Below are 24699 nucleotides of genomic sequence, written 5' to 3'. Positions count from 1 at the left end.
CTCAGCGCGCCGGGTAGGTCGAGAGCGCGGTGATCTTCTGCGACAGCCGCCGGAACGCGACGAACGCCATCACGAGGCCGACCAGCAGCAGCAGCCGCCAGGTCCCCTGCATCCGTCCGAAGGTCGCGGCCATGATCGCGTCGACCACCCCGGTCGCGCGGTTCGGATAGACATCCTGCACGAACGACAACAGCACGACGACCGCCGCGGCCAGCGACAGCCGCGACAGCAGGACGACGCCGGTGGACAGCACGAGCCCGGCGACAGTCACGTTCGAATCGAACGTCGTCAGCTGATTCCGCAGCCGCTCGCTTTCATAGAACGTGTTCTCGGCGAGGTTCGCGGCGACGTCGAGGATGCTGACCAGGCCGACCACGCGATCGAGCATGGCGGGCCCGCTGGCCGCGCGGTGCAGTTCACGACGGCGGGCCGCGCGCTCGTAACGCCGGATCATCTCGTGGTAGTTGATCCGCGGCAGCAGGTACGCCAGTGACGCGTCCATCGTCACCTCGGCGCGGTTCACCTGCATGAACTCCCAGCCGAGCCCGATCCGGTGCTGCCGGTAGACATTCGCGATGCCCTGCATCGCATAGGTGAGCGACCGTTCGTGGTAGCTGAGGCGTTCGACCGCGACGCGGACCTCCCACTGGCGCAGGGTTCGAACGATGTCGGCCTTGACGTCCTGGACGCGCACCGGGCGCAGCGGCGGACCGAGCAGCAGGAAGACTTCCGCCGCCTTGGTGTAGTCCCCCTGGCCCATCGCCTGAAAGATCACGTAGTACTTCTTCAGCTTGCTGCGATCGATCGAGCCGATGGATCCGAAGTCGATGAGCGCCAGCCGGCTGTCGCGCAACAGGACGATGTTCCCGGGATGCAGATCGCAGTGGAAGAGGTTGTCTTCGAAGACCTGCCGCGTGTGCGTCTCGTACAGCCGGCGTCCCACCAGCCCGGCCTTGATCCGGTTCTCGGCCATCCAGGCGCGCAGCCGCGGCGGATCCGTCTCGGCGGCGCGGATGAACTCGGTCATGAAGACGCCGCGAATGAACTCCATCACCAGCACGCGGCGCGAGCTCTCCCGGCGGAACACCTTCGGCGCGTAGACGTCGTGCCCCTTGAGGACGACACGCATGCGCCTGATGAACGAGGCCTCGACGCGGTAGTCGGTCTCGTTCCGCATGATGTTGTCGAGTTCCCACACCATCTCGAGCCAGCGGGCGTGCGGCAGGATCGAGCACCGCTCCAGCAGCCGCGCACAGCGCCGGATGAAGCGCAGGTCCCGGTGCATCACCAGTTCGACGTACGGGCGCTGGACCTTGACGGCGACGTCGACGCCGTTGCGGCGAAGCCGCGCCCGGTGCACCTGGCCGATGGACGCCGCGGCGATGGGGACGGGATCGAAGCGCGAGTAGAGATGCTCGAGCGGCGCGCCGGATTCGGCCTCGATGATCGCGCGGACGTGCGACGCGGGAAACCCGAAGGCGCTGTCCTGCAGGAAGGAGAGTTCGGTGCAGAACGCCTCGGGGAACAGGTCGCGGCGCATCGCCAGCAGCTGGCCGGCCTTGATCCAGAGTCCGCCCAGCCGTTCGAGCGTCACCCGCACGGCCACGGCGACGTCCGAGGTGTGATCGCGGCCGCTCGCGCGCCGGCGCAGCAGCGCCAGCAGCCAGACGAACGCGACGCGCACGGCGGAGAACGCGATCTGGCCGCCGCGAAGCGGCCGGGGGCGCCGCGCCGCTACGATCCGGACGGGCGCCCGCTCCTCACCGTCGAAGAGGGGCGTCGGGATCGAGTTCTTCGGCTGCACCCGTCAGCAACGGCTCGGCCAGTCGAACTGGAACTCGCTCCGGCTGCGCCGCTGACGAACGACGACGACCACGAGCTGCGCGTCCGCCTTGACGGCGCCCTCGCGGCGCAATCCGTCGAGCACGTCGTTCACTTCCGCGTACAGTTTGCCTTCGCCCTCGCGAAGCCGCTTGATGGCGCGGCGGCCGCGCTTGCCGAGGTCGACGACGATAGGAGCGGCACCGTGAGTCTCAGTTGTCCGCGCGCCCGATGGGTATTCCGTGCTCATATCGTCCACCTCTACCTCCTGCTCCGGTAGCGCCTGACGGACCGCGGAGCCCAGAAACGCCTGAAGCCTTCGCGTGCCGCGACGTAGAGATTGCTTGGAATGTCGACGAACCAGCCCTCGCGCAGTTCGTCGCTCGATCGATCGTGGCGACGGAGGTACACATCCGTTGACTCGCGCACGGCGTCGGCGAACTGGCGGCTCACCGTGTCGAACGGACACCAGCCATAGTCCAGGTCGTCGTCGCGCCGGCCGCGGCGACGGCGGCGTTTGGTGGACACGCGTACGACCGTAGGCGCGCCGGGACGTGCCGGCGGAACGACGCGCACGACCCTGGTGACCGATGACGGGTCGGCGTAGATCACACGGACTCTTGCCATATGCCCCTTCCGCGCGCGGTCGTGCCGCGAATCCGGGTGGCCGCAGGGGCGCCATCATACCTCATTCGCGCGAGTGTGTACGTCGCGTGTCGTGTTCGGTTCGCTGATGCGGATCGTTTGTGTTGACCAGACGTATCAGGTCTGCTACGAATGTGCGCCTCAGACTGCGTCAAGGAGTTCACCAGCAGATGCCGGTTCAGCACGTCGCAGAAACGTTGAGTGACGCGTTCGTGCCGCCGCGGATTGAGGCGCCGGCGCGCGGACGCGGGCGCGGCGTTGTCGCGGGCGCCGCCTACGGTCTTCTCACTCACGCCGTGTTTCACTCCTTCTCCAGCGGACCCGGAACCATGTCGGCCGCGCTGCTGCTGGTCACACCGTTCAGCATCGGCGCGCTCGCCGCGCTGCCGCCGCCGCGCGGATCCGCGCTGTGGCGATCCGCCGTGGTGAGCGTCTGCACCTGCGTCGGCGTCGCCGGTCTGCTGGCGGCGCTCGGCATGGAGCCTCTGCTCTATGTCGTGATGGCGCTGCCGGCGCTGGTCACCTGCGCGGCGTTCGGCGGCGCCGCCGCGTTCGCGCTGAGGCGCGCCGGCCGGCGAGTCGCGGCGACCGCGGCCGTGGCGCTGGCGCTCGCGCCGTTCGCGGTCGGCGCGGCCGAGACGCTGGTGCCGACCGCCACCGCGATTCGCCACGTGCAGACCGAGGTCTCGATCCAGGCGGACAAGGCGGTGATCTGGCGCAACATCACCCGCGTCTCCGAGATTCAGCCGTTCGAGCAGCGCTTCAGTGCGTTTCACGCGCTCGGCCTGCCGCGGCCGCGCCAGGCGATGCTGTCGCACGACGGCGTCGGCGCCATTCGCGACGCGACGTTCGCCGGCGGGCTCAGCTTCGTCGAGACGGTGATCGGGTGGCGTCCGGAACAGGAGCTGCGCTTCACGATTGCGGTGGATCGCACGCGTCCGGTCCCGGCGGTCATCGACGCCATCGACGGCGTGATCTTCACGGTCACCGAAGGGCGATACCGGATCGAGCCCTCGAGCGACGGGCGCTGGCGGCTGCGGCTCGACAGCACGCAGCGGTTGAGCACGCGGTTCAACTGGTACGCGAGCTTCTGGACCGACCGCGTCATGGCCCACCTGCAGAACTACATCCTGCGGATCATCCGCGAGCGCTGCGAACGCGTCGCGGGGTAATGGAGAGGCATCGTGCCACAGCCGCCGCAGCCGCCGTACCCGGCGCTCCTGCCGTTCCAGGTCTTCGACTATCCCATCGCGCACTTGATGCGGGAGAAGGGTCCGGTCCCCGCCGACGCCTGGCCGCCGCGCGCCGATCCGAAGGTCGCGGCGTGGCGTGACGCGACCTCCCATCTGCCCGACGGGGGCAACCTCATCTATGTACACGTCCCCTTCTGTCCGTTCTTCTGCCACTTCTGTTTTCTCTACAAGTCGAAGGCGGCGTCGGACCGCGGCCCGGCGCGGCGGGAGGAGTTCGTCCAGGCGCTGCTGCGTCACATTGCGATGCTGGCGCGGCGGCATCGCTACGACGGCCCGCCGTTCACGACGATCTATTTCGGCGGCGGCACGCCGACCGAACTGACGCCGTCGCAACTCAAGCGCATTCTCGCCGCGCTCGGATCCGCGTTTCCGATTGCCGGGGATGCCGAGGTGACGCTCGAATCGGTGTCGTCGCACCTGCTCGACGACCGGCTCGATGCCTGCCTGGAGGCCGGCTTCACTCGCGTCTCGTTCGGCGTGCAGACGCTCGACCCGGCCGTGCGCCGACGCATCGGGCGGGGCGAATCGATCGAATCGTACGAACGGCTCGCCGAGCGCCTCCGCGGCCGGAACGTGCCGTTCAACGTCGATCTCATGATTGGCCTGCCGGGACAGACGGTGGAGAGTTTCGCCGCCGACGTGCGGCGCACCTCCGCGTGGGGCACCGGCAGCGTCGACATCTATACCTACTGGATGGTGCCGGGCAGCCGGATGTACGACGGCGTGCTGTCGCAGCACATCGACGATCCCGCCGACAGCGACCGCCGGCTCGCGTTCCGGGTCGCGGCCAAGCGGCTCATGAAGGAGATGGGCTTCCGGCCGGTGGCCACCGAAGCCTACGTGCGCAGCGATACGAACAGGTTCATGCAGAGCACGTTCGGCGGCGGCGGCAACGCGCAGGCGACGTCGCTCGCCTTCGGTCCGTCGGCGTTCGGCTTCATCAACGGCACGCTGCACCGCGACGTCCCGGATCTCCACGAATATCTCCGGCTGATCGATCGCGGCTATTTCCCGTTTCAATGCCGCCAGACGCTCGACCTGCCGACGGCGCGCCGGCGCGCGGTGCTGATGGGCATTCAGCGGCTCACCGTCCCGCGGGTGATCATGGACGCGCAGGCGCCCTGGCGGCGGCTCGCCGACCGCTGGGTCGAACATGGACTCGTCGTCGCCCGCCCTGAATCGTACGACCTGACCGACTGGGGCGCGACCTGGTTCAATCTCATGCAGCTCGAGGTCGTCCCGATGCGCGAGCGGCTCGGCATGGCGGGCATGATGGGATCGCCGTCGCAGCAGCTGGCCCGGCTCGCCGGCGCCGAGACGGGAGGCGACGTGATGATGCGCGAGTTCACCCGCACCGTCAGCGGGCGTCCCGGACTCGAGGGGCGGCTGCGGCTGACCGCCTACAAGAACTATCTCCGCCTTCGTCGCGTGGTCGACGATCGCGCATTCAATTTCGCGGGGGCGGTCGACGGTCCAGGCACGAAGCCGGAGAGGCCGGCCTGACCTGAGTCTGAGCGCACGCGCATGGACGCGAGTCGTACGACTGAGCCGATGGAAGTCCACGTTCACCTCGAGGCAGGCGTTTTCCCGGTTCGTGCGGAGTCGCTCGCGCGCGGTGCCGAGGCCGCCGGCCTGGTTCGCGCGCCGCTTCTCCGTCGCCCGGACGGCGCACGAGGGCTGGCCGGTGTACTCGATTGCGCCGCGCGGCGCGAACGCGGACGGCCGCGTGCTCTACTTCCACGGCGGCGCCTACGTCGCCGGGATGAGCCTGCTCCACTGGATGCTCGTGTCGTGGCTCGTTCGGAAGCGCCGGCAGATCGTGATCGTGCCGATGTACAGGCCCGCGCCCGCGGAAACGGCGCGCACGACGGTGCCTCGCGCGCTGCGGTTGTACCGGAGACTCCGCGCCGATCCTCGTCCGCTGACCGTGATCGGCGATTCCGCGGGGGCCGGACTCGCACTGGCGATGGCGCAGCTGGCGCGCGACGAGGGCGTCCCGCAACCGGGGGCGCTCGTGCTCGTCTCACCGTGGGTCGACGCGACGGTGAGCGCGCCGCAGGTGCAGAAACGCGCCGCCGGCGATGCGTTCCTGGCGGCGCCGGGTCTCGACGAAGCGGCCCGGATCTATGCCGGCGACCTGGATCGAAACGACTTCCGCGTCAGTCCGCTGTTCGGGTCGCTCGCGGATCTGGCCCCGATCACCATCGTCACCGGGACGAAGGACATGTTGAACACCGACGCCCACCGGCTGCGTGACCGGGCCCTGGCCGTCGGCACGCCAGTGACGCTGCACGAGTATCGCGACATGATGCACGTGTTCCCGCTGTTTCCGATCCCCGAAGCGCGCCGCGCCCGGACCGACATCGCGCGCGCGCTCGCCCGCTGACGGCCCGCTGCCATGGCGCGAGACAAGCAGCACTACGTCGTGCAGTCGTACAACAAGGCCTTCGGGCAGTACAACCCGAGCGACTGGGATCACCATCGCGGGTTCGCCTACAACCAGCCGCGCATCCTGAAGCTCTACGACTACTATCGCGACACCTATCTGGCGAAACCCGACCGGTTCCTCTGGGCGGGGCTCGGCCGGATGGCGGGCGGCGCCGTGGTCGGCGGCCTGCGCGTCTTCGTGACCGCGGGAGAGACGATCTTCTCGCAGACGATGGTGAAGATCGGCCGCGAGATCTTCGAAGACCTCGCCTGGCAGCACGAGGCGGTCCTCGACGACGAGGCCAACGCCTTGACGCTCGCGGCGGCCCACGACAACGTGCAGCGGGCGCGCCACAGCTATCACGCCGCCTGGAGTCACATCCTGTCGAACGATCCCACGCGGATCGCCAAGGGCAACAAAATGCTGCTCGAGATCGAGCAGTTCACGATCATCCAGCCGTATTACGATGCCCTCGGGCGAACCAGCGAAGCCGGGCTCCTCGGCCCGATGCGGTCGATGAGCGCCTTCACCAACAGCATCCATCCGTACCATCGGGATTTCAGGTTCTTCAGCAAGACCGGGGACATCGCCGTCTTCGCCGACCGCTGGGCCTGGATCACCGAGACCGGCGGCATGTGGGAGAAGTGGGGAGAGACCCGCGGGACGCTGGCGCAACCCATCGCCATGTCGCAGGCGGAACGGACGCGCCTCGTGTCGCTCACGATGGACAAGATCCTGCGACGCGAGTTCGCGCCGATCGATGAATCCCTGCGGCCGCCGGGCGCGTTCGACATCTGACCGGGACCGCCATGGCCGTCACTCGCGCCCGCGTGCTGGAACTGCTCGACAGCGAAGAACCCGATTACCGCGCCGCCGCGGCGGAAGTCGGCGGCGACGGCTGGGACGTGCTCGAGGCGATGGTCGAAGAGGCCGACGTGTCGGTCGCGGCGCGCGCCGCGTCGCTCGTGGCGATTCTGGCGCAGGACGCCGCGCTGGCGAGCCAGGCGGTCACCGCGATCGGCAAGGCGGCGGCGCATCCCGATCCGAACGTCCGCGCCGCCGCGGCGGTGGGCGCCACCCGCGCCGGACCCGACGCCGACGACATCGTCGACGCGCTCCTCGACGATGCCGACGCCGGCGTGCGCCGGCTGGCGTTCCGCGGCCTGGCCACGCCGCTGCCGCCGGAGATCGCCGCGTCGGTGCAGGGGCTCGCCGTCGATGTCGACATCAGCGTGCAGAGCGCGGCCGCGGCGCTGGCGGCGCACATTCCCGATCCGGACCTGCCCAATGAGCTGCTCGCCGGCGCCATCGAGTACGCGCTGGCGCGGCTCAACGAACTCCGCGCGGCGGTACTGCTCACCGTCCCGAGTTTCGCGGCCGCCGTCGGCGTGCCGGCGTTTCCCGACGCCGGCGGGACCGTCGCGGCGCTGCTGGCGGCGGCGCGCGCGGCCCTCGACCTCGTGCCCTCGCGCCTGGCGATGAAGGATTTCACCGGCGCCGCGATCCATCTCGGGCTGGCGCTGAAGGCGATCGCCGACGCGACGATCGCGGTCGGCGGCCTGTCGCTGACGCAGTTGCTCGACGCCAAGATCAACTGGGCCGCGGTGCTCCCCTCGGGACTGATCAAGCAGCTCGGCCTGCCGTCCGTGCCGGGACTGACGCTGCAGGGTCCGGTCCTGTCGTACTCGCTGGGCGCCGCCGGACGCGTGCTGATCCCCTCACCGCTCAAGCTGGCGTTCGATCGCGCCGATCTGCGCGCGCAGCTGCGGCTCGACGGCAGTGCGCCGCCGCTCTCGGTGGCACTGGCGATGACCGGCATCGAAGTGGGGCTGGGCGGCCCGCCGCTCAACACGCTGCTGGGAAACGATCGGGGATCGGTGCACGCGGACGTCGCGTTCGGCGTCGACACGGCGCGCGGCCTGACGATCGGCGGCGGCTCCGGCGCGCGGGTGACGCTGCCGGCGCGGCCGAAAGCGGGGCCGTTCGACGTCCGTGAGATCACGCTCGAACTGCCGCAGGGTCTCGCCGGCACGTTCGACGTCGGCGCCGCGGTGACCTGCGACCTCGGCGGCGTGATCACCGCGACGGTGGACGGCGCCGGCCTGCACGTGCACGTCGACCCGGCGCGAGCCCTCGCGGGCAGCAATCCGCTCTCCGTCTCGCTGAAGCCGCCGACCGGCATCGGCGTGGTGCTCGACACCGGCCTGGTGCGCGGCGGCGGCTTCCTCGGCATCCGCCCGGGCGGCTATGGCGGCGCCCTGCAGCTGCGCCTCGGGCCGGTGGAGGTCAAGGCGGTCGGCCTGCTGACGCTCGACCCCAGCTTCGCGCTCGTCGTCGTCATGTCGATCGCGTTCCTGCCGCCGATCGATCTCACGTTCGGCTTCACGCTGAACGCCGTCGGCGGCATCGTCGGGATCGAGCATCGCCTCGATACCGATGCGCTCCGGGCGAGGCTTCCCACCGGCGCGCTCGATCACCTCATGTTCCCCGAGGATCCGGTCGCGGCCGCACCGACGATCCTGTCCACGCTCGAGCAGGTCTTTCCGGTCGAGCGCGGCGCCATCGTCATCGGTCCGATGATCGAGATCGGCTGGGGGCGTCCGGTCAGCTTCCTGACCGCTCAGCTCGGCATCATTCTCTCGCTGCCCGATCCGCGCATCGTGATCATCGGGCGCGTGCGCATTGCGCTGCCGGCGCCTCAGCTGCCCATCGTGGACCTGCGCGCCACGATCTACGGCGAGATCACACCGGATCACCTGGTGATTCTCGCGTCGCTGAACGGGTCGCGCATCGCGACGTTCACGGTCGGCGGCGACATCGGCTTCCTGCTGCGGTGGGGGGGCAGTCCGGAGATCGCGATTTCCGCCGGCGGCTTCCACCCCCGCTACGATCCGCCGCGCGAACTTGCCGGGATGCAGCGGCTCGGGATGAATCTGTCGCCGCCGGCGATCCTCGCGCTGCGGGCGGAATGCTACTTCGCGGTCACGTCGAACAGCGTGCAGCTCGGCGCGCGAGTGGAGATGTCCGCCGACCTCGGGGTCGCCGACATCAGCGGCTACTTCCTGTTCGACGCACTGGTCGTGTTCGCACCGCAGTTCATGTTCGTGATCGAAGCGGGGGTGGGGCTGACGGTGCGGGCCCTCGGCGAGACGCTGGTCGGCGTCCATTTGCAGCTGCACCTCTCCGGCCCGGCGCCGTGGCGCGCGCACGGCAGCGCGGAGGTCGAGATCTTCATCGTCACGGTCTCGATCGACGTCGGGCCGTTCACGTGGGGCGATGCGGAGAATCCTCCGCCGGCCCCCGCCGATCCACGGCAGCTCGTCTACGCGGCGCTGCACCACAACCCCGGTGCGTGGCAGGCGCTGGTGCCATCAGACGCCGATCGCGTCGTCCGTGTGCATGCGCAGGCGCCGGACGACATCGGCGTCACGGTGCACCCATTGGGCGTGTTCGACGTCCGGCAGCATGCGATTCCGCTCGAGACGGTGATCGCCCGCGTCGGCGCGAACCCGGTGCCCGAGGGCCTGCGCCGGGTCCACTTCGGCGTCCCGCTCGTCAACGGCGTGCCGGCAGGTGCGTTGAGCGAAGTCACCGATCTGTTCTCCGCCGGCAACTACCTGGATCTCACCGACGACCAGAAGCTGTCGCGCCCGTCGTTCGAGCCCCTGCCCGCGGGCGCGCGCATCCGGTCCGCGGGAGAGACGGCCCCATTCGCCGCGTCGCGTCAAGCCAACCTGCGGTACGAGACGTTCGTCTGCGATCTGGAGGGAGGCGCGGGTCCGCGCAGCCAGCCGGCGGAAGACACGCTGATGGCGAGCAGCGTCGTCGCCGTGCTCGCCGCCGGCGCGGCCGGACGCACGGAGCTGCGATCGCGTCGGCGGTATGCCGCCGACCCGGATCCGATCGCCCTGGCGGATCCCGGTGAGGTGCGCGTCCTTTCGAAGGTCACCGTCACCGCCGTCGACGCCCTCGTCTCCACCTACACGCATGCCGCCGAACGTCCGCTGGCCGGCGACGTGCAGCTTGCACGGCTGGGAGTGGCCTGATGGCAGACACACTGCGATCGCTCGCCGGCGACACGGTCTTCAGGCAGCGGGACGTGCTCGACGCGATCCACGCCGCGGTCCCTCCCGAGGAGGTGATTCTCAAGCGCTACGTGTTCCTGCCGTACGCGCGCACCGGCATCGCCGCGGCGCTGAACGCGCCCTTCGCGTGGACGCTGCCGGTCCGCGCCTCCATCGCGATGCGCGTGCCGGTCGTCGACGATCGCGGCCCCCTGGACGCGGAGATGAGCGTGCGCGTCTACGGACCGGCCGACGTCAGCGAAATCGATCCGCGCCAGGTCATTCGCACGCTGCCGAAAGCGGACACGGCCAACGCCGAGATCGACGATCTCGTGCACGTCGAATTCGATCGCCCCGACCTGCCCTGGCTGTTCACGCCTGCCGGGCCGGACGCGCAGGGACGGCTGGTTCCGTGGATCACGCTGATCGTCGCCGAACGCCGCCATCTCGACTGGGGCGAGCGTCGCGGCGCGGTGCGGCATGCCCGGATCCGGCGCGATCAACTCCAGCCGCTCGGGGATGCGTGGGCGTGGGCGCACGCCCAGGTCATCGGCGCCAAGGGCGCCACGGCAGAGGCGTCCCCCACGCTCGAGCAGCGGCTCGGCGACAACAACGCACCGCAGAATCTCAGCCGCCTGGTCTGTCCGCGGCGCCTCGCGCCCCACACGTCGTACGTCGCCTGCGTGGTGCCGACATTCCTGGCGGGCGCGCAGGCCGGCCTCGGGATCAGACCGGGAACGACGCTGGCGCCCGCGTGGGGAACGCACACCGACTTCTCGGGCGGCGATCCGTTCGACATGATTGCGCTGCCGGTCTACTACTCGTGGAGCTTCGGCACCGGCGAAGAAGGCAATTTCGAGAGTCTGGCACGCAAGCTCCGGCCGGCCGTCGCGCCTCCCGGCGTCGGCCGCCGCCGCGTCGACACGACGCACGCCTGGCGCGGCCTGGCGCTCGATGACGGCGATCCCGGCGCGGAAATGGTCGTCACCGGACCGGTGGTGTCGCCGCAGCCGCCCGACAACGGCCCGCCGGAGTCGTGGCCCACGGAAGCGGAACAACACTGGGACGACGATGTCACGGAGGCGCTGGCGGAACAGATCAACCGCCCCGACGAGCACGCCCACGCCCCGGCACCGGGTCCTCCGGAGGTCGGGCCGCCGTTGTACGGCGGCACGCATGCGCGTCAGCCGCGGATCGCAATGCAGGAGCCGGAGCTGTCGGCGCAGCCGCCCTGGCTCCGTCAGTTGAATCTCGATCCACGCGATCGCATCGTCGCCGGCCTCGGCACGCGGGTCGTGCAGCAGGAGCAGGAAGCTCTGATGCTCGGCGCATGGAATCAGCTCCCCGGCCTCGAGGCGACGAACCGCGCGCTGCGGCTCGCGCAGCTGGCGCGGTACGTGAACGCGTCGCTGCACCGCCGCCATCTGAAGCGCTTCACCGATGCCGCGCTGGTGTCGGTGACCGGCCGGGTCCACGCGAAAGTGATCGACACGGCGGCGCGCAGCGTCTGGGCCTCGGTGGAGCGATCGAGCCTGCCGCTGTCGGTCACGACCGGCGCGTTCCGGCGGCTCACGCGGGTCCGGGGGCCGATCGTGAGCGCGGCGGTTCGCGCCGGCGCGCACGCGCGCAACGTGGATCCCCTCACGGTACTCGGCGATCGCTTCACCAAGAGCTGGGTGCTCACTTATCGCGCGCCCGACGGCATCCACGGATTGAGCAGCGCCGCCGCCGGCTCGATTACCGATGGTCTCGCGCAGACGCTCGTGCCGGGATCGGACCGCGACACCATCGTGGCGCAGTGGCGTGACGCGCTCGCGAAGCAGTCCGGTCCCGATCACCTCACACCGGCAGCGTTGTCGCGCGTCGAGGTCGAGGGCCGGTTGGATCTCGGATCCGCGCTGGTCGCCTCGCTGGCGGATCGGGTGGTCGGCACGTTGCCGAGCGAGCGCGAGATGCGCACCGATCCACAGGCGGCGCTGACCGGCGCCGCGCACCTCCCGCTGCTGCAGGTGCTCGTCGAAACGGCGCGCGCCGCAGGCGCCCGCGAACTGCCGGTTCTGCGCGCGGACGCCAGGCGGCTCCGCCTGACGCCGGTCGGACGGACCGACGACGAGGCCAGACGCGTGCTGGTGGCCGGCGAAGATCTGCTGGCCCTGGGCGAACAGGCGATTGCGCTCGCGCGCCAGCACGGCGTCGCGATTCCGTTCGACGACTTCAACTACGGCGCGGCGCGGCTGCGCGAGGTGATCGCGCCGACGCTGCAGCTCCACAGCCGGGTCGTGATGGGAGCGCTGGAATCGATCGGCGGAAAGGTCGTCGGCGCCGACGCCTTCGCCGATCCGGCGCGCGATCGCATTCACGCGCCGACGCTCGGCCTCACGGCCAAGCTCGATCCGGCGATGACCGTGCCGGCGCGCATCCGCGGCCGGCTGCTCGGCGGAACGGGACGAATGCCGGGGTGGCTGCGGACCGACTGGTTCGACGACGGCCGCATCGAGCCGGTGATGGCGCATCCGCGCTTTCGCGACGCGATGTACGAGCCGCTGCACCGGTACGACCCGGAATGGATGGTCCCCGGACTCGGCCTGATCGTGCGGCCCGACATGGCGACCCTGCTGCAGACGAACAATCGATTCGTCGAGGCCTACCTGATCGGTCTCAATCACGAAATGGCGCGGGAACTGCTCTGGCGCGAGTTCCCGACCGATCAACGCGGCACCTACTTCTCCTCCTTCTGGACCGGGACGCCGGAACTGGTGAGCGATCTGCACGAGGCGCCGTGGCGCACCGGCGGGCTCGGCTCGCACATCACCCTCGGCGACGGGCAGATCGTGTTCCTGGTCCGCGGCGATCTCGTGCGACGCTATCCCGGCGTCGTGGCGCACGCCGTGCCGGCACTGGGCCTCGACGCGCAGGGCGTCCCGTATTTCGCGGCAGGATCCCCGGTCCGCACGCTCTTCCATGTCCACCTGCCGCCCAACGTCCTGCTCGTCGGGTTCGCCATGACGCGGGCGCAGATCGACGACACGTGGTGGTTCACGTTGTCGGAGAACCCGACCGAGCCGCGGTTCGGGCTCGATCCGAGCCGCGACGATCCGAATCCCACCCGCGACAGTTTGATCTGGGCTGACTTCGGCGTGCAGCGCCCCGGCCAGTTCCTCGACGCCACGAGGAACACGGCGATCGCCTTCGATCAATCGCAGTGGGGCGCGTCCAGCGCGTCGGTCGCGTACCTGTTGTTCCAGTTGCCGGCCCGCGCCGCGTTCCTCGCGACGACGATGGTCGATCGGACGGTGCCGTGATGGCTGACTTCGAGGAGATCCGCCGGACGCTGGCGGAAGCGACGGCGGAAGCGGAACGGCTCCGGCGGCAGCTTGTCGATCGGAGCACGGCGGTCGCGGCGGAGCGGGCGCGGCTCGCGCGCCTGCAGGCTGAGGCGGATCGCGAGGCCGTCGACGCCGCGGCAGCGCGGATCGGTCAGATGGCCGATGAACGCGCGGCGCTGGCGCGGGCGCTCGGCGGATTGCACGATCGGGTACGCCGCGACCTCGATGGGCGCCTCGGCCGCGTCCTCGATCTCGAAGCGGACGTGCCGCTCGTTCTGCTGCCTGTCCGCGTCGAGGTGCGGTCGACCGCCGCTGGCGCGGCGCTCCGCGTGCGAATCTTTCACGACGCGCTGCACGTCGAGACGCTGGACGAAGGGATCAGCGAGGCGGAACGCAGCGCCGGCATCGCCTACTGGACGACGGTCTGGGCGAGCGGCGACACGGCAACGCCGTGGCCGGGACTGGTCGCGGCAACCGGCCGCCGCGCGGCGTGGGTGGCCGAAGCGCTGCGTCCCACGAATCTCGCCTCCGCCCCGTCCGCCGTACCGAATTTCCCCGCGACGGCGGCGCGGCGCAGCCGTCCGGCGGTCGCGCGCACGCTGCCCGATCGGTTCTTCGTTCGCGTCGAGCAGGACGGCGCGGCGCCGGTCACGCACAGTGGCAACGCCATTCCCGACGAACTGCCGGTCGGCCTCGCGGACCGCGACGAGTTCACGCGGCTCGAGCTGGCCGGCCGCGACCTGCCGCCGATCGACGAGTCGCTGCGGTGGATGATCGACTACGACACCGCCGTCGACGTCGGCATGGCGCTCACGGTGCCGCTCGCGCGTCCCGGGCAGCCGGTGCGGCGCCTGCTGGTCTACGGTGTGCGCGCCGCGGTGGACCGGACGGCCAGTGCCGCGCGACTGGAGCGGCTCATTCGCTCGCATCGCTTCACCGATGGCGCCGAGTTCCTCGCCCAGGGCACGCCGACCAACAACACCGACGCGGTGCGGACCGAGTGGAGCCTCCGCACACCGCCGGGGCCGCCGGCGATCTCGCCGCCGGTCGCCCTCGATGCGGGCGCGAACGCGGCCGTGACCGCCCGGGCGTTCGGGCTCGGACTGTCGGTGCTCGGCGCGCTGCCGGGCGCCGCCGATCGCCAGCAGGCGCGCGCCGCCGCGTTCAACACCGCCTTGTGGACCACGACCTGGGGCGACGCGATCGAGCACATCACGCCGGCAGGGCGCGCGAACGGCGACCAGCGGCTCGACAGTCCGTCGCTCGACGCGGTGCGCCGGCACTGGGTGGACTACGTCCGCGGACGCGGGCCCCTGCCCGTGCTCCGCCTCGGCCGGCAGCCCTACGGCCTGCTCCCAATCGTGGCGACGGACGCGTCGTGGCGGCCGCTCCGCGGCGGATTCGTCGAGAACCGCCTCGTCCCGTTCATCGATCAGCAGGTGCGGTGGATGTGGAACACGGCGCTCGCGAACGTGCGCAGCGTGATGACGGAGCCGCTCGACACGGCGCTGCCCGCTATCCTCGGGACCGATGCGGTGCTGCGCGGACTGCGCGTGCGGACGGCGCTTTCGCCGGAGCCGTTCGTGCAGGGGGCGATGGCGCTCACGCTGCCGGATCTCGGCGACACCAAGAGTCAACAACAGGTCACCAGCGCCGTGCTGATCCTGTCCGGCGTGTCTCCCGACGCAATCACCGAACACGAGCTGCTCGGCACCAAGACGCGATCGCTCGCGCTGCCGCTCGTCCACGAGTCGGACCCGGCCTTCGTCCGCGGATTGTTGCAGCCGGAGCCGCCGGCGGTGCCGGCGGAAAGCGTGCTGCAGGTCCTGCTGGCGCATGCCGCCGAAGTCGATCGGCACACGTCGGCCTCGATCGCGACGCTGCAGATGCATGGCGTGCTGCGCGAAGCGATCGCGTCGAACACCGTCGGCGTGGACGGCGATCTGACGACGCGGGCCTTCGACGCCGTGGTCGCGCAGCGCTCGGGCGGCGCCCTGGCGGCGTCGCGCGAGACGCTCGTTGCCGACGCGGCGGCACACGTGGCGGCGCGCGCCGGCCGGCTGGACACGCGAATCCTCGCCGACCGCCATCCGTTTCCGGCGATCGCGCCCGCGACGGTGGCGCAGCAGATCGGCGGACCGGAGCTGCGGGTGGAGCGATTGACCGGCGCGGACGGCATGCAGCTCATCGGCGAATTCTTCGCGCGCGCGAACTGGTCGGCGGCGGTGCGCACCGCGCTCGAGGACATCGCCCGGATCGAATCGCTGGACGAGCGCCGGCTGCTTCTCTGTGAAACGCTCGACTGCTGTTCGCACCGGCTCGACGCCTGGATCACGGCGACGGCGGCGCGCCGCTTGAGCGATGTGCGCGACGGCGCTCCGAGCGGCGCCTTCATCGGGGCCTACGGCTGGCTCGAGGGGATCGAGCTGCGCACGCCGGCCGCGGCCGGAACCGTGGACGGCACAGCCGTCCTGCACGACGGCAGCGACGGCGGCTACATCCATGCGCCGGGGCTCACGCACGCGGTCGCCGCCGGGATCCTGCGCAGCGGCCGTCTCACCCATCGCCGCGGCGACCCGAACAGCGAGGCGCTCGAGATCGATCTGTCGAGCGCGCGCGTGCGCGATGCGCTCGCGCTCCTCGACGGGATGCGGCGCGGGCAGCCGCTCGGCGCGCTGCTCGGCTATCGGCTCGAACGCCGGCTGCACGAGCGATCGGGCAACGGCGTCGAGCTGGATCGGTTCATCTACGTGCTGCGCGCGCTGGCCCCCCTGCGCGGCGGAAAGCTCTCCGATCCAGGTCAGGCCGTCGAAGAAAGTCTCGCCGCGTCCGACGTGGTCGACGGCCTGCGGCTCATGACCGTGCCGGTCGCGGACGTCAAGCAGAAGATGCAGGACGGTCCGGAGGACGCGGCCTACATTCCGGCCGGATCCTGGGTGCGAGCCACGGACGACGAAGTCAAGGCGGTCCTGGCGGCGATCGCCGAACTCGACGAAACGCACGACGCCGTCGCCGATCTGCTGCTCGCCGAATCGGTGTATCAGCTGGCGGCGGGAAATCCGGCGCGCGCCGCCGCGGCGCTCGACGTGCTGGGCGCGGGCGAAGCGACGCCGCCGGAGCCGGAGGTGATCCGCACGCCCCGATCGGGTGTCCCGATCCAGCACCGGCTGGCGATCCTCGTTCCCGATCCGGTTCCGCCGGCGCTGCCCGGCTGGAACGTCCACGCGCCGCGGGCGCAGGCGGAGCCGCGGCTCGAACGCTGGGCGCAGGGCGCGTTCGGCGCCGCGACGGCGATCGACGTCACCGCCGACGGCCGCGTCACGCTGGACGCCGCGGGGTTCTGCGCGCTCGACCTGTTGTACGACGCCGACGGCGACAGCGTTGCCCGGAGCACGCTCGCCTCGCGGCTTCGAACGATCGTGGAGGATGGCGAGGAGACATTCAGCACGCTCGCGCCCGTCTGGGAACTCGCCGGCCTGCTGCGGGCGATGGTGATCGCCGGGCACCCGCTCGACGTCGCGAGCGTCGGCCGGCCGGTCGAGGACGGCGCGATCGGACGAAGACCCGATACCGAGGAGCTGATCGCGCGCGCCGCCGCGGCGATCGAGGGACTGACCAACGCGATCGACGGCGGCGGCACGCTCGACCTCCTGGCGCCCTACGGCGTCCGCCGTGCACCGGGCGAGAAGACCCTGGCGGCGTCGGCGGCCGAGACCGCAGCGGCGCACGACGCGCTGGCCGCTGCCGCCGGCGAACGGATCGCGGAGGCCGAGAGCCTGCTGGCGCGCGCACGCGGGACGGGTGCCGACCAGGGCCGCGTCGAACTCGCCTCGCAGGCACTCGCCGTGGTGTTCGGCAGCAGCTTCGTCGTCGTACCGCGACTGCTGCCGCCGCCTGCCGGTGAGGCGGACCTGTGGACGGGCGCCGTCGGCGCCGGCGGTGTGAACCCGCCTGCGGGGGCGCACATCCGCCCGTGGCTCGCGCGCGCCGGCGCCCTGCGCGCCGCGGCCGCGGCATATGGCGAGACCGTGCTCGTCCGCGAAGCACGCGGCCGCCGTCCGCGCCTCCGGGTCATCCAGACGCCCGCCGGCGCGTACCCCGCGTGGGCGGCGCTTCCGTTCGATGGCGCCCCGCCGACGGTCCCGCTTGCCAGCATGGTGGCGGAAGTGACCGGTGCGGAGGCGGGTCAGCCGGTGCCTTCACTTGCCGGAGGCATCGCCGGGATCGTTCTGGACGACTGGGTCGAAGTCGTGCCGCGCCGGCTACCGCGCTGGGAAGACGGCGATCGTGACGCGGCGCCGACGTTTCACGACGTGACGTCCACCGGCATCGCGATCAACGCCAATGCGCCCGGCGCGCGTCCACCGCAGGCGATGCTGCTCGCGCTCAGCGCCGACGGCGCGCGATGGACGGGCGATCGGCTGGTCACGCTGCTCGACGAAGCGATCACGCTCGCCCGCATGCGGACGCTGACCCTGCAGGAGATTCCGTTCATCGGCCGCGTGCTGCCGGCGTTGTACTTCCGCGACTGGTCGCTGCAGGGGGAGCCGGTGATCGACTGGCTGCAGGTCGCGACCAAGTTCGATCTCAACGACACGATGAAGTTCCTGGCCGTCGAGGAGGACGGCTAGCGATGCCGTCCGATTTTCTCGTCAAGGACAAGTTCGCGGCCATCGATGCGTTCGCGCTGGCGAAACCGCCGACGTGGACGCGGCTCGAGCCGCAGGGCGCCGCCGGGGATCCGCGTCCCGGCGTCGAGGCGCGGGTGCACGATCCGCTGTGGCTGCTCGGACGCCAGTGGCAGCTCGGCGAGTTCCAGGGCGAGGACGCCGGCACGCCGCTCACCGTGCGCGTCGTCTCGCGGACGACGGCCGTGGATCGCTGGTCGCCGAAAGGGAACGCGGAACGAGAGCCGATCGATCCGGCATCGCACGAGCTGCTGGAGCCGATGGTCGAGCGCGAGCCCGTGGCCGTTCGATCGCCCGGGCTGCGGCCGCGGGCCGAGGCCGGCGCGGCACTGCTCGCGGCGCTGGACGAAGCGGGACTCGGCGCGCACGCCGCCGCGGTGGCGGCGCGCTGCCCGCTGGATCTGAATCCCCTGTCGCATCCCGGCGGCGCCGCCGCCGAACTCGATTCACAGTGGCTCCGCCTCGTCCGTCTTCTCGGCGATGCGACGATGGCGGACGGCGAGCTGGCCGCGAAAGCCCTCGAAGCGGCCGGCGGCGGCCTGCCGTTCTGGCTCGTCCCCGGGAGCGCCGCCGAAGGCGCCGCGCTGCGCGCGCGGCTCGAGGACTGGCTGGCGTGGTATCGCGCCGAGATCTCCCCGCCCAGCGGCGGTGACGACGCCTGGATCGGCGAGCGGCTCGAGTATCGGTTCCGGATCGGCGCGGGCGCGACCACGCTCGCGGCGCCCGATCACAACGGCGGCGACATCGACTGGTACACCTTCGATCCGGCGGCGGCCGCCGACAATCTGCCCGCCGCCGGGGCGGCGGTGCCGGCGGAGACGCGACGGGTGCACGCATTGCTGGCGAGCCCGCTGCGATACGCCGGCATGCCCGCCGATCGGTTGTGGGAAATGGAAGACGCGCAGGTCAATCTCGGCGTCATCGAGGCGGAGCCGTGGGATCTGGCGCGGCTGCTCGTCGCCGAATTCGCCCTCACCTATGGCAACGACTGGCTGGTCGTGCCGGTGGACGTGCCGTTCGGGTCGCTCACCGCCATCGAATCGATTCTGTATACCACCACCTTCGGCGAACACTTCCTCGTCAAGCCCACCGCGGCGGCGAGTCCCGACGGCAAGTGGCGCATGTTCGCGATCGCCGACAAGGGCGCGAGCGCGAACGGATTGCTGATCCCGCCGGGCGCCGTCGCCGTCCAGGACGGCCCGGCCATCGAAGAGGTGCTCTTCCTGCGCGACGAGATGGCGAACATGGCGTGGGCGGTCGAGCGGGTCGTGCAAGGCCCGTCGGGGGGCGGTCGGGATCGCTCCCGCGAGCGCGACGAACGCGGGCCGCTCGGTCCGGGGCCCGTCGAACGCGCGCAGCTCGATTACGAGCTGCAGTCGAGCGTGCCGGCGCGCTGGATTCCGTTGCTGCCGCGATCGTCAGGCTACCGATCCATCGATCTGGTGCAGGGCCGGATGACCCGTCCGGACGGCACCGCCGTCGACCCGCTCGGCCGCCTCCTGAACCGTACCGATATCAGGACGCTCAAGGACGCCGAAGTGCCGCGCGAGGGAGTCATGGTCCGCCGGCAGTGTTCGATGACACGACGTGCCGACGGCACGTATGTACGCTGGACGACGCGTCGGGTCGGCGTCGGGCGCGGCGAAGGGGCGAGTCGTCTCGCCTTCGACAGCGCACGCGCCCGCAAGCCACGCCCGAACTCGTGAGACCGGGGACGCAGCGATGAACCGGAGCGTCTGATGCCGAGCCTCGACGACATTCTCAAGGACACGCTGATCAAGATCGCGGGCCAGAACGCGCCAACGGCGCTGAAGGAATTCGAGCCTGGCCCGACGGCGCTCTCGCCGCGGCCGCAGCCGCAGGCAAATGGGCCGGTGACGCAGCCGGTGTGGGTGTGGGACTACACCGGTGTGCGCGAAATCCAGCAGCAGATGGACATGAATCATGTGAGCGAACTGGAAGTCTGGTCGCGCACGATGACCGCGATGCACGGCAACGACGTGGATATGGGCTGGATGAGCGTGGCGCGCGCCATCGACTGGGGCCCGCTGCAGATCAATCTGCCGGGGGACCCGGCGCTCGCACTGCCGCTCAAGCAGAAATATTTCGTCAGGGGATTCACGATCGGCTCGGGTGTCAATTCCGGCGCCAATCCGTGGTGGCCGCTGCCGGCGGAGCTCGATCAGAGCTTCATGAGCGTCTTCGCCTACGACCTCACGACGCGGCAGCAGGGGCAGGCGCCGGGAACGGTCCCGGCGGCGATCTACAACAGTGCCACGTTCATGCCGGCGCCAGGCGCCGAGTCCACCGAACTGCCGATCGGCTCGACGCGCGACGACGCCCCGGTCGCCGATCGCCACTTCGTCTGCGTCGTGCTGAGTCTCGTCTGCATGCGCGAAAAGGCGGACTTCGAGCCGTTCGGCATCATCGGCATGGGACGCTTCTATCCGCACTTCATGATCATGAGCAACAAGCGCATCGCCGGCAAAGGCCTCGGCGTCGACGCGACGATCACGGTGACGCGTCCGGACCGATCCGGCTATCACGGCACCTGGAGAAATCCCGGCGGCGCGCCGCGCATCATGAATCATCCGGACATGGATCCGCCAATCAAGGCGCTGTTGATGACCGAGCCCAACGTGCTCCGCGGCGTGGATGCCAACAATCTGCTGCCCGCCCCCTACTGGGACCTGGTGTTCGACTATTACCTGCCGATCGATTACAGCGGCGGCCAGAAGGGAGAGGTCCCGCGCAACACGTTCACGACCGTCGTCGATCCCGGTCAGACCGCGGAGCGGATCGTGGCGTCCGCGGTGCGGCATCTCGACTACTCGAAGTTCTACAAGGCCGCGTCCACCTGGCTGAACAACCCGGCGCTCCCGAAAGCAATCGCCGCGGCGAGCAAGGTGATCGACGTCCTGTTGGCGCGTCCGAGCCTGCAGGGAGTGATGATCAACGGGTTTGCGAACGCGGTGCATACCACGGCGATCAAGACCGCGAACTTCCTGCCCCGCAAGCCGGTGACCGTGCGCAAGCTCCCCGGCCAGGGCACGTTCGACAATGTGCACATCGCCCCGGGCATGAAGGCGCATGTCGTCCTGGCGGATCCGAGGATGGCGACGCCGCCGGCAGACCAGAGCTGGCAAGCCGCCCGCGACACGCTCGACAAGATCAGGATGGCCCCGTTCTGCGAGCACGACTGCCTGCACACGCACTGGCGGTGGGGAAGCGTCTTTGACCCGACGCCAAACAGCGCCACCTTGAAGGGCTTCGCGCCCGACGCGGACGCGCGCTTCACGGGCACCGGAAAGCCCTATCAGACGGTGGGCAACCCGATGGTGCCGCGGAACCAGACGGTCAAGGTCGCATTCGGCAAGAACGAGCAGCTCGTCTATCTGGCCCAGATCGCCAACATCGCCTCCGGCGTCTGGCAGCCGGTGTATCACCATGGATCTGCCTACGTCCTGGGCCTCACCGCCGCTGGGGACCCGGCCTTCAAAGGCGCCAAGGTCGCACTCGCCGGCGTCGCGGAGTCTTCGGAACTGTACTGGAACCTGCGCTACCAGGCCACCCTCGACGGACCGCTCGAGCGCGTCGAGCTGACGTCCGCCGAACTGCAGCGGGTAATGACCGCGAGCCGTACGATCCGCCTGCATCTCAAGGTATTCGAAGAGCCCGCGCTCGCGACCATCGAACAGATGCTGGTGAACGCCAAGGCGCTCTTCGCGCTGCACCACATCGACGTGGTCGAGATGTCGCGCGAGACGATGGCCGCGGAGAGTCCCGACTTCTCGCGCTTTCAGACCCTCGCCATCGACGCCGGGGTTCCGACCGACGCGCAAACGGACCTGTTCAACCTGCGCGGCGACGCCGAACCCGACGACATCGTGATTTACTTCGTGCGGACGCTGGTTCCGGCGCAGGCGGGATGCCCGGTGCATCCGCCCGACCGCCCCGGGGCCATCGTCTGCGCGTCACTGGCCGGCGAGTGGACGCTGGCGCACCAGCTCGGACACGTGCTCGGGCTGTCGCACGTGAACGACGACGATCGGCTGATGACGGCGCGCAGCACGGCGTCGATCGAGGCCGGCATTCCTGCAATCGTGGAGGACGAGGTGGCGACGATGATGGCGAGTCCGTTCAACCAGACGTAGCCATGGCGCTCGAGGACATTCTCGACCGCGCCCCTGTCGAGTCCGTCGAGGACGCGATCGCCGTCATGAAGGCGATCGACCGCGAACTGCCCGATACCGACGGCGTGAAGTGGTTCAACCGTCTGTACCTGCGCGTGACGGAGGAAGTCGACGGCGCACTCGGCGGCACCGGCTTCGCGGACCCTGCATTCATCGCCACCCTCGACGTCACGTTCGCCAATCTCTATTTCGAGGCGCTCGTGTCCGGCCTCGCCGGTGCGGAGGCGGCGCCGTCGGCCTGGCGTCCGCTGCTGCGCGCACGGCACTCGGAGGGGATCGCCCGCATTCAGTTCGCGCTGGCCGGCATGAACGCCCACATCAACCGCGACCTCCCCGACGGCATCGTCCGTTCGTTCGCCGCGATGGGCGGCACCCCGCTGACCGATCGGATCCGCGAACACGACTTCACGAGCGTGAACGATCTGCTGGCGGACGTCGAAGCGAAGGTCAAGGTCGAGTTCGCCGTCGGTCCGCTCGGCGTCCTCGATCGGCTGGGTGGACCGCTGGACGACGCGGTGGCGATGTGGAACGTGCGCGCGGCCCGGTCCACGGCGTGGACGAATGCGCAGGTCCTGACGGGACTGGGTCCCCTGCCGTTCCTGCGCGATCGGTTTTTCGAGCGGCTCGACAGCCTGGTCGGGATGTCGGGCCGCGGGTTGTTGGTGAGGCTCGATCGGATTAGGTAGCAGCCCGGGCGGAGTGGCTCCGGCAGACGCGCAGCACGAGTCTGCGAGGCGCCGCGCCGTGCCGTGGGTCTGAGTTCGACAACGGGCGCATCACCACGGGAATCTCCCCTCGCGACCGCCGGCGCGCGGCGATCGCGTCGGCGCAGCTGGGTACGCCGACGCACGTCGAAATGACGCCGAATGGCTCAGGCGAGCGATCGTTACCTTGAACTGTCGCGGATTCGAGTACCGTCCTCACGTCCAGTTTGCCGGTGATGCGGATCGATCATCTCGGATTCGCTCACTTCGCGTCCGTCGTTACGGTCGACGCGGGGGCCTGCAGCGACGACGCCGGATACAGACAGCTTCTGACGTGCTCCGACGGAACGAGAAACCACATCATCTTGTGGTCTCTCGCTGTCGACTAGATTTGCTCGAACTCGCGACCTCCGGCGTGACAGCCTACGCTTGATGTAGGCGGCGTCGACTTCCGAGCGGATCCGTCGTTTCTCGAAGATTTCAGGCCGCGCGGGTACGCGGGTGGCACCAAGGAGCGGTCCCGAGGGGTGCCGCCCGTTTCAACGCCGCCCGTTCGAATGGGGTGATGTTCCAACTCGTTCTTCGTGCTCTCCGCGAACGACCGCGACCTCGAGCCGAGGTCACGGTCATTCGCATCACGACAATGAGCGCCCACGAACTGCCTGCCGTTGAAAGCCGGCCGAAAGAGTGGCCGCAGCAGGCGTCGCGGACGCTGCGTGGGCTTCTGGACGATCGGAACGACCCCGGCCCTGCGCGAGCAAGCGGCGCATCCGCCTCGCATCCGTCTCTCAGTTTTTTTCCACGCTGATTGTCACCGAGTTGCCACCTTGTGGCCACACGCCGCTCTGGAATCTGACCTTATAGGTGCCGCACAACCATTCGAGCGTCCGCACCGTACCGCCTTCCTGACCGCGGCTCACGTTGCGCACCTCACAGCGCACTCCGGACGGCAATGCCTGCGCCAGTTGATCGGCGATCTCTTCGGCGGTGGGCGTGAATCCCGGTCCCCAGGTGAACGACACACTCTGGATGCGACCGTCGACGGTGCGCACGCCGATCCCTGGCTTGGTGGGACCGTGCTCGATGGGCTGAATCGACCATCCGCCGTCGATACGCTGCACGTTGTACTTGTTGCGCAACTGTTGCACGGCCGCGGCGTCGGGCGCGCCGAGCTTCAACGCCACGGAATCGAGCGTGAGCTGCTGCGCGGTGGCGGTCATGATCGACACGACGTTCGCGGCAAATACCAGCCGCCAGAGGCGGACGGGTCGTCGTCGCTCCATCGAGCTGGATTTGGCTTCCATATCCTGGGTAAGACCAGCGTGCGCCGCCAGTGACGCGCAGAATCCGCTCCGCTCACTTCTCCAATCGGCAGGAGAGGAAGATCGCCCGATCGATCAACCGACGCCGCGAACTATCGCGACGACGGCAGGAACGGCAAGGGCCGTCCAAAGCAGCAGCAGCATTCTGAAGCGTCGAATCAACGGTCTCGCTCGAGGCTCCTGCTCGGCCCACGCCGGCGTGAAGCACGCCCACCGCATGGATGCCCTCACGGCCGCGTAGATCGCCGGCGCGGC

15 protein-coding genes are annotated in these 24699 nt (G+C 69.9%); 10 read left to right on the top strand and 5 right to left on the bottom strand.

What is annotated here, in order from left to right; genetic code table 11:
• Position 1: 1 nt before the first annotated feature.
• Genes VFK57_18995 through VFK57_18985 form a run of 3 tightly spaced genes read right to left on the bottom strand, consistent with a single transcriptional unit; the run spans position 2 to position 2448 of the window.
• On the bottom strand, positions 2 to 1804 hold the full coding sequence (locus VFK57_18995) for an AarF/ABC1/UbiB kinase family protein (protein HET7697808.1): 1803 nt from the start codon (positions 1802 to 1804) through the stop codon (positions 2 to 4).
• A 3-nt stretch (positions 1805 to 1807) separates the two neighbouring features.
• On the bottom strand, positions 1808 to 2071 hold the full coding sequence (locus tag VFK57_18990) for a hypothetical protein (protein ID HET7697807.1): 264 nt from the start codon (positions 2069 to 2071) through the stop codon (positions 1808 to 1810).
• An 11-nt stretch (positions 2072 to 2082) separates the two neighbouring features.
• Positions 2083 to 2448 carry a hypothetical protein gene (locus VFK57_18985; GenBank protein HET7697806.1) on the bottom strand — a complete coding sequence of 122 codons (366 nt, stop codon included), beginning with the start codon at positions 2446 to 2448 and terminating at the stop codon, positions 2083 to 2085.
• Positions 2449 to 2678: 230 nt separating this feature from the next.
• On the opposite strand from VFK57_18985, the gene VFK57_18980 reads away from it, so the two are divergent.
• From VFK57_18980 to VFK57_18935, 10 genes are all read left to right on the top strand, one after another.
• Complete coding sequence (locus VFK57_18980; GenBank protein HET7697805.1) at positions 2679 to 3638, top strand: hypothetical protein; 960 nt, start codon at positions 2679 to 2681, stop codon at positions 3636 to 3638.
• A 12-nt stretch (positions 3639 to 3650) separates the two neighbouring features.
• On the top strand, positions 3651 to 5222 hold the full coding sequence (locus tag VFK57_18975) for a radical SAM protein (GenBank protein HET7697804.1): 1572 nt from the start codon (positions 3651 to 3653) through the stop codon (positions 5220 to 5222).
• Positions 5223 to 5334: 112 nt separating this feature from the next.
• On the top strand, positions 5335 to 6105 hold the full coding sequence (locus VFK57_18970) for an alpha/beta hydrolase fold domain-containing protein (GenBank protein ID HET7697803.1): 771 nt from the start codon (positions 5335 to 5337) through the stop codon (positions 6103 to 6105).
• 12 nt (positions 6106 to 6117) lie between these two features.
• A complete protein-coding gene (locus VFK57_18965) occupies positions 6118 to 6945 on the top strand; it encodes a hypothetical protein (protein ID HET7697802.1) in 828 nt (275 codons plus the stop codon).
• 11 nt (positions 6946 to 6956) lie between these two features.
• A complete protein-coding gene (locus tag VFK57_18960; GenBank protein ID HET7697801.1) occupies positions 6957 to 10193 on the top strand; it encodes a DUF6603 domain-containing protein in 3237 nt (1078 codons plus the stop codon).
• A complete protein-coding gene (locus VFK57_18955) occupies positions 10193 to 13513 on the top strand; it encodes a hypothetical protein (protein HET7697800.1) in 3321 nt (1106 codons plus the stop codon). Before VFK57_18960 ends, VFK57_18955 begins: the two co-directional genes overlap by 1 nt.
• Positions 13513 to 18168, top strand: a complete 4656-nt coding sequence (locus tag VFK57_18950; protein ID HET7697799.1) for a hypothetical protein — start codon at positions 13513 to 13515, stop codon at positions 18166 to 18168. The genes VFK57_18955 and VFK57_18950 overlap by 1 nt, the downstream gene beginning before the upstream one ends.
• Positions 18169 to 18170: 2 nt before the next feature.
• On the top strand, positions 18171 to 19931 hold the full coding sequence (locus tag VFK57_18945; protein ID HET7697798.1) for a hypothetical protein: 1761 nt from the start codon (positions 18171 to 18173) through the stop codon (positions 19929 to 19931).
• Between the two features lie 33 nt (positions 19932 to 19964).
• The gene (locus VFK57_18940) at positions 19965 to 22379 is read left to right on the top strand and encodes a hypothetical protein (protein ID HET7697797.1); all 2415 of its coding nucleotides are present in this window, start codon (positions 19965 to 19967) and stop codon (positions 22377 to 22379) included.
• A 2-nt stretch (positions 22380 to 22381) separates the two neighbouring features.
• Positions 22382 to 23104, top strand: a complete 723-nt coding sequence (locus VFK57_18935) for a DUF5995 family protein (protein HET7697796.1) — start codon at positions 22382 to 22384, stop codon at positions 23102 to 23104.
• Between the two features lie 806 nt (positions 23105 to 23910).
• Here VFK57_18935 and VFK57_18930 read toward each other — a convergent pair.
• Together VFK57_18930 and VFK57_18925 are read right to left on the bottom strand one after the other, a co-directional pair.
• Positions 23911 to 24426, bottom strand: a complete 516-nt coding sequence (locus VFK57_18930) for a hypothetical protein (GenBank protein ID HET7697795.1) — start codon at positions 24424 to 24426, stop codon at positions 23911 to 23913.
• Between the two features lie 52 nt (positions 24427 to 24478).
• Positions 24479 to 24699 (bottom strand): hypothetical protein (locus VFK57_18925; GenBank protein ID HET7697794.1); only part of this gene is annotated, 221 nt, incomplete at its 5' end.

It is taken from the genome of Vicinamibacterales bacterium, from assembly GCA_035699745.1.
GTDB lineage: Bacteria > Acidobacteriota > Vicinamibacteria > Vicinamibacterales > 2-12-FULL-66-21 > JAICSD01.
Note: the sequence above shows the minus strand (reverse complement) of the source record. Positions and strands in the feature narration are given on the sequence as shown.